Origin of the sequence: Streptomyces sp. SID3212, from assembly GCF_009865405.1 — a bacterium.
In the GTDB taxonomy this organism is placed as follows: domain Bacteria; phylum Actinomycetota; class Actinomycetes; order Streptomycetales; family Streptomycetaceae; genus Streptomyces.
The window spans coordinates 1-7063 of record NZ_WWJY01000136.1 but is presented as its reverse complement, the minus strand read 5'-3'; the positions used below and the strand labels follow the sequence as shown (position 1 = coordinate 7063).

Genomic DNA, 7063 nt, shown 5'->3' with positions numbered 1-7063 from the left:
GGGTTCGGGGGGCGAGTCGGGGGGGCTCGCGTGGCCTCGGGCCGATGGGCTCGGGCCGATGGGCTCGCGTGGTCGGGTCAGGGGCTCGGGCCGGCTCAGCCTAACCGCCGCCTGTGCCCGTACCCCCGTGTCAGAGCCGCGGCTCGTCCCACTCCGTGACGTCCAGCAGGTCCCCCAGCGCGAGCTTGCCGGGCCGCAGCACCGCGTACTTGGTGCCGAACGCGACCCCGCCCACCGTCGCCCTGCGGTACAGCGCGAGCGTCCGCAGCGGCTCGGGCCCTACCCGTACGCCCGTCGGCTGGTCCACCAGGGTGACCGCGCACCGGATGGCGAGCTTGGTGAAGCCCAGTTCCGTGTCGCCTATGGTCAACCGGCGGAAACCGTCCTCGTGGTGCGGTACGGACGCGTCGCCCGTGCCGGCCCCGTCCTCCGCCGCCCGGTCGTCGTCGATGACGATGTTCGGGCGGAAGCGGGACATGGGGAGCGCGGCGCCGCCGCCCTCCGTGATGCGCGCGTTGAGCGCGGTGAGCGAGGCACGGGATATGAGGTGTACGGCTCCGCTGTCGGCGAAGCCGCAGGTGCCGGGGGTCAGCCCGTCGGTCGCCCTGGTGTGGTCGGGCGGTACGCGCACGAGCCGGCTGGGCGCGCCCAGGACGCGGGTGAGCCAGCGGGCGGCGGCCTCGCCCTGGTCGACGGCGCGGTAGGGCGTACCGAACATCTCGACGTCGACGGGCGGGGATGTACGGTCCACGTCGACGCACAGGTCCTCGACCTGCGGATCCTCGATGCGGAGACCCTCCGCGCGCAGGTCCTCGACGCCCCGTACCCCCAGCGTCAGTTGATCACCGCTCGCGCCGATCCCCGGCCGTATCACCGCCAGTCGCGGATCCCGCCGCTGGCTGCGGAACACCCCGTCCCCGTCGACCACCATGAAACAGCGGTCGTGGGCGAGGCCCGCCTCGGTCATCAGCGCCTCGGTCAGCTCCACACCGGCGCATCCCTTGACGGGGTACGTAGTCAACTCCACGACTCGGGCCACCCGGCCAGGCTAGGGCCTGGAGGAGGTCCGTATCCCCCTGACCCGGAACCGCGTCACAGTGCCGCTCACCGCTGCCGTACCACCGGCACCGACTCACAGCCGCGCAGCCGCGCGTCCCTGCGGGCCTGACCGGCCGACTTCCCGCTGCCCACCGCCCGGCCGTCGACCACCGCGAGCCAGTCGCCCGGGGACAGGTCCGCCCGCAGCGCGTCCGCACCGGTCGGTTCGAGGGCCTGGAGCAGCGCCGGGTCGGGGTCCCGGGGGATGTCGACCGCCGCCGGGCGCGGTGTTCCCGCGCGCCACTCGGCCGTGGTCCGCTCGCCCGACCTGGCGCGTGACCACAGCACGTGCTGGAGCACGATCAGCGGTCCCAGGGCCGTGAGGAGCGGGAACGCCCCCGTCAGCACTCCCAGGCCGAACAGCAGGCTGACACCCGCCGACACCGCCACGCCGACCCCGGCCGCGAGAAGGCCGGCGGCCCGGCCGAACGCCTTGAGGGCCACCAGCGGGAAGAGCACCAGGAGCAGCAGGTCGCCCAGTCCGAGGGCCACCGGTGGCCTGCCCTGGGTGACCGCCAGCAGCGGGGCGAACGGCAGTCCCATGACCTGGGCCGCGAACCGGTCCATGAGGGAGGTGAGTCCGGTCGCCACCAGGTCGTAACAGCAGAGGACGCCCGCGAACCACGCCGCGTGGAGGGAGCGCATCCCGCTCTGCGCCCACATGTTGGCCACGCCCACCACGGCGGCGGCGAGCAGGACATCGGTCAGGGCCGTCACGGCGACCGGCAGGTCGGCGAACGCGCACACGGCGGTGGCGGCCACGGAGACCGTCGAGGCGAGCCAGGCCCGGCCGCCGCCGATGAGCGGCGCGAGGGTGAACTGGAGCGCCGCGCACAGGACCAGGCCGAAGACCACGGCCACCAGGGTGCGGGGCATGGACAGATACGCCAGCGGAGCCACCACCACGACGGCGGTCATCACGGCGACGTCGGGCAGTTCGTACTTGCCGACCGGGGGGCGGGGCATCCGTACGCGCGTGAAGTAGACGGCACCGGCCGCCGTGATCGCGGCGACCACTCCGTTGAGGCCCACGAGGGCGGCGGCCGTACTCACGCGGGGCTCGCGACGCGTACGGCGGCGGGGCGGGCCGACTCGAAGGTGTGCTCGCGCAGATCGGCACGGACCGGGCCGGTCGGTGGCAGCGTGGCCGGGTCGTCGTGGAGCACGATGGCGTCCAGCGCGAGGCCGGCCGCCGTGGCCCGCTCCTCCAGTCTGCCGAGGAGGGCGGTGGCGGGCAGCCGGCGGACGAGGACATGGAGGACGGTGCTGCCTGGGCGGTCGGCTCCCGGACCGTCGGCCCCTGTACGGTCTGTCCCCGCGCGGTCTGCTCCCACGCGGCCGGCTCCCGGGCCGTCGGCCAGGGCATAGCGCGCCGGCAGCGGGACGTCCGGTTCCGACTCCAGCAGGTTCAGCACCGACCGGGTGGGTACGGCGACGCTCCGCGGACCCGACCAGCGTCCGAGGACGGGCGAGGTCGCGGGCAGGTGGGCCAGCTCGCAGGTGGGTTCGGTCTCGGGGCGCGCGACCAGGTCGCCGGTCGCGTACCGCAGCAGCAGCGTGCAGTCCCGGTACGGGACGTACGGCGTCTGCACGATGACGCCGACGGCCCCGGGTGGCGTGGGCTCGTGGGTCACCGGGTCGAGGATCTCCAGGTGCCCGAACTCGGTGGTGTGGTGCAGGTGTCCCTCCGTGCACGGCATACCGCCCGAGGGAATGCTCTCGGTCATCATGTACGCGGTGGTGATCCGGGCGCCCAGGGCGGCGGCGGCCCGCTCCCGCAGCGGGTCGGAGAGCACCTCGCCGCCGACGCCGATGGATTCCAGGCCGAAGTCCGACGGGTGCCAGCCGTTCCGCTCCGCCTCCTCGACGAGGGCGGAGAGGTACGACGCGGAGACCGTCAGATGCGTGATCTGCGGGGCCTTGCCCGGCAGGCCGAGCGGGGCGGCCAGCCGGTCGAGCGCCACGGCCGGGTCCACGGTGCCGATCTGGACGAAGGAACCACCGATGCGGGTCACCGACTCCTCCACGTTGAGCAGGGGCAGGGTCGCCCGGGAGCAGCCCGCGTACGCGAGGGTGTGGCGGGGCCGCAGGCCCATGCCGAGCACGGCCGAGACGGTGCTCATGGCGACCGAGATCTCCACCTCGTCCCGGGAGAACCAGACAGCGGTGGGCGTGCCGCTGGTCCCGGTGGTGAGCGCCATCAGCGCGGGGGTGGAGGCGGCGGACACGAAGGCGGCGGGCAGACCGCGCAGGGCCTCTTTGGGGGTGACCGGGACGCGGTCCCAGGTCTCCGGGGTGAGCGTGGCCGGGTCAAGTCCCAGGACGTCGAACGTCCGCCGGTAGTAGGCGGTGTGCCGGGCGGCGGCCACGGCGGTGGCGCGCAGGCTGCGTTCCGTGACGGTCCGTCGTACGGCGGGGTCGACCGAGCCCGCCTGGCCGGGGAGCAGAGCCGAGTCCGCCCCCGGTTCGCCGAACTCGGCGAGGGTCGCGATCAGGTCGTGGGCAATGCGTTCCAGGTCCTGCGGGCGGATGCGGCGGTTGGTGAGGACCGCCATGCCGTACCGGAGCTGACTGAGGGCGGTGCCGAACACGGGGCCTCCTGATGCCTGGACCGGGTTTTTCCTCCCGGTCCAGGCCGGGGCCGAACGTCAGACCATGCTGGCGAACATGGCCGCGGTGAGCGTGCTGAACGCGTACTTCACGTAGTGCTTGACCATGATGGATCTCCCTTGTTCGGCGCCGTCCGGGGACGGCTGGGCTCCTGGTGACGCACTCCCGACCGGGGGCGGTCGTTCGATGAACGCGACCTTAGGGGACGTCAGTTGACTGATCAACGGTTTCTTCCGACGAACTGGATTCGCGGCCGGGCGTCGGGTGACACGTGTCGCGCACGGCCGCGGGCCCCGGGGATCACTCCCCGGGGCCCGCGGTCCCTACTGCTTCGCTTCGCCCTGCTGACAGCTGACCGCTGACTGCTGACCGTTGACTGCTAGCGGCGCGGCGCCAGCACCTGACGCAGCACGTCGTGCACGTACGTGTTCGGGTGCTTGCCCGAGAAGCGGTCCGAGAGGGGCCCGCTCGCCGTCACCGGGACGTCCACGCTGGTGTGGCCCGACGTGGTCCAGTCGATCGTGAACGTACGGTCGCTGCCGCGAATGGTGAACGGCCCGTCCTCGGCCGAGATCGCGTCCCCGGACTCGTCGGTGGCGTCGTTCTCCTCGACCGCGAGACCGCCGGTCTCGTGGTCGCCCGTCACGACGAGGAGGGTGTCGGGGTGCGTCGCCACGTAGGCGCGGGCGACCGCGACGGCCTTCTCCAGCTGCTGCATCGACTGGAGGACGCGCGTGCCGTTGTTGGAGTGCGCGAACTCGTCGGTGCCCTCCTCCTCGACCACGAGGAAGAAGCCCTTCTTGTTCTTGTCCAGGCTGCCCAGCGCCTTGCCGGTCATGGTCCCGAGGTCCACGACCGGGCTGTAGACGTCGCCCTGGCCCTCGGGGTGCTGCTGGAACATCTCCTCGTTGGCGAACAGGCCGAGGATCTTGCCGTTCTTCGCCTTGTCCAGTTCCTTCGCACTCGTGACGTACGAGTAGCCGGCCTTCTTGGCCTTCTGGATCAGGTTGCCCTTGGTGCCCTTGCTCGCCTCGGACGTGTCCTCGGCGGGCTTGTCCTTGAAGGCGCCCGGCGTACCGGCGGGCAGCCACCAGTCCTCGCCGCCACCGAGGATGACGTCGGGCTTGCTGACGTCGAGGTACTGGCGGGCTATCTCGTCCTGCTTGCCGCGGTCGGCGGTGTTCGAGAAGAACGCCGCCGGGGACGCGTCGGTGACCTGGGCGGTGGTGACCAGGCCGGTGGCCTTGCCGGCCGCCTTGGCCTGCTGGCCCAGGGTCGCCAGCGGGTTGCCGTCCACGTCGACGCTGATCGCGCCGTTGTACGTCTTCTCCCCCGTGGCCCATGCGGTCGCCGCGGCGGCGGAGTCCGTCACGACGGCCTTCGGGTCGTGCGGGGTGGTGGTGAGCTGGCCGGACGCGGTGAGGCGGTCCATGGCCAACTGGCCTTCCAGGCCTGCGAGGTGCAGGCGGCCGGCCTCGCGCATCGAGGCGCCCATGCCGTCACCGTTGATGAAGATGACGTTCTTCGCGGCGGGCGCCTTGGCCTTCGCCGCGGACTGCGGAGCAGCGGCCGACGCACCGAGCGTCGGGTTGAGCACCATCGTCGCGACGGCGGCGGTCACGGCCGCGGCGACGGGTGCGCCCCATCGCGTACCAAGCACGCGTGTGTTCACAGCAGCTCCTCATGAATGGCACAGCTTTCACCGAGGAAGCTAAGCGGAGGGACGGTCTCCGCAGTGAAGGAAAAGTGACGGCGGGGGAAACACGGGGCGGACACCACCTGGTCCGTACAACTACCTGGCCCGTCCGCCCCGATACCTGATCCGTCCGCCCGCCGCCCGGCCCGTCCGCCCCGCGTTTCTGGCCGCCGCTTCTGGTCGACGCCCGGCGCTAGTCCTCGGCGCCGTTGTCCTCCAGGTCGCCCTCGGTCTCCAGGAACACCTGCCGCAGCGCGTCCAGGACCGCCGGGTCCGGCTTCTCCCACATCCCGCGCGACTCGGCCTCCAGCAGCCGCTCGGCGATCCCGTGCAGCGCCCAGGGGTTGGCCTCCTGGAGGAACTGCCGGTTCTCCGGATCCAGGACGTACGTCTCCGTCAGCTTGTCGTACATCCAGTCGGCCACGACGCCGGTCGTCGCGTCGTACCCGAAGAGGTAGTCGACGGTCGCGGCCAGCTCGAACGCGCCCTTGTAGCCGTGGCGGCGCATCGCCTCGATCCAGCGCGGGTTGACCACCCGGGCGCGGAAGACCCGCGAGGTCTCCTCCACCAGCGTGCGCGTACGGACCGTCTCGGGGCGGGTCGAGTCGCCGATGTACGCCTCCGGGGCGGTGCCCTTGAGCGCGCGCACCGTGGCCACCATCCCGCCGTGGTACTGGAAGTAGTCGTCCGAGTCGGCGATGTCGTGCTCGCGGGTGTCCGTGTTCTTGGCGGCCACCGCGATGCGCTTGTACGCGGTCTCCATCTCGCCGCGCGCCGGGCGGCCGTCCAGCTCGCGGCCGTACGCGTACCCGCCCCAGACCGTGTAGACCTCGGCGAGGTCCGCGTCCGTACGCCAGTCGCGGCTGTCGATGAGCTGGAGGATCCCCGCCCCGTACGTACCGGGCCGGGAGCCGAAGATACGGGTCGTGGCGCGGCGTTCGTCGCCGTGTTCGGCCAGGTCGGCCTGGGCGTGGGCGCGGATGAAGTTCGTGTCGGCGGGCTCGTCCAGCGAGGCGGCGAGGCGGACCGCGTCGTCCAGCAGCCCGATCGCGTGCGGGAACGCGTCACGGAAGAAGCCGCTGATACGGAGGGTGACGTCGATGCGGGGGCGGCCCAGCTCGGCGGCGGGTATCGGCTCGATGCCCGTCACGCGGCGGGACGCGTCGTCCCAGACGGGCCGGATGCCGAGCAGCGCGAGGGCCTCCGCGATGTCGTCGCCCGAGGTGCGCATCGCGCTCGTACCCCACAGGGACAGCCCGACGGAGGTGGGCCACTCGCCGTTGTCGGTGCGGTACCGCTCCAGGAGGGAGTCGGCGAGGGCCTGGCCGGTCTCCCAGGCGAGGCGGGACGGGACGGCCTTCGGGTCGACGGAGTAGAAGTTGCGGCCGGTCGGCAGGACGTTGACCAGGCCCCGCAGCGGGGACCCGGACGGGCCCGCCGGGACGAACCCGCCGTCCAGCGCGTGCAGCACGTGGTCGATCTCGTCGGTGGTGCCGGCCAGGCGCGGGACGACCTCGCGGGCGGCGAAGTCGAGGATGTCCGCGACCGCCTGGCCGTGGCCCGCGGCGATACGGGGCGCGGCGGCCGGGTCCCAGCCGGCGTCCTCCATCGCCTGCACGAGCGCCCGGGCCTGTTCCTCGGCCTCGTCGGCGGTGGTGC

The 7063-nt window shown here is 72.5% G+C and carries 6 protein-coding genes; all 6 read right to left on the bottom strand.

Translation table 11 applies throughout. The features are described 5' to 3' along the window. Window positions 1-130: 130 nt before the first annotated feature. Window positions 131-1039: an MOSC N-terminal beta barrel domain-containing protein gene (locus GT042_RS03920; RefSeq protein WP_161307291.1), complete on the bottom strand. Its 909-nt coding sequence runs from the start codon at window positions 1037-1039 to the stop codon at window positions 131-133. Between the two features lie 65 nt (window positions 1040-1104). Then, complete coding sequence (locus GT042_RS03915; RefSeq protein ID WP_161307290.1) at window positions 1105-2151, bottom strand: hypothetical protein; 1047 nt, start codon at window positions 2149-2151, stop codon at window positions 1105-1107. Beyond that, window positions 2148-3689: a phenylacetate--CoA ligase family protein gene (locus tag GT042_RS03910; protein WP_161307289.1), complete on the bottom strand. Its 1542-nt coding sequence runs from the start codon at window positions 3687-3689 to the stop codon at window positions 2148-2150. Before GT042_RS03910 ends, GT042_RS03915 begins: the two co-directional genes overlap by 4 nt. A 57-nt stretch (window positions 3690-3746) precedes the next feature. Next, on the bottom strand, window positions 3747-3932 hold the full coding sequence (locus GT042_RS37995; RefSeq protein WP_202532319.1) for a hypothetical protein: 186 nt from the start codon (window positions 3930-3932) through the stop codon (window positions 3747-3749). A 155-nt stretch (window positions 3933-4087) separates the two neighbouring features. Then, the gene (locus tag GT042_RS03905) at window positions 4088-5380 is read right to left on the bottom strand and encodes an alkaline phosphatase (protein ID WP_345943670.1); all 1293 of its coding nucleotides are present in this window, start codon (window positions 5378-5380) and stop codon (window positions 4088-4090) included. A 217-nt stretch (window positions 5381-5597) separates the two neighbouring features. Continuing rightward, on the bottom strand, window positions 5598-7063 hold a 1466-nt coding region (locus GT042_RS03900; RefSeq protein ID WP_202532316.1), incomplete at its 5' end, for a cobaltochelatase subunit CobN.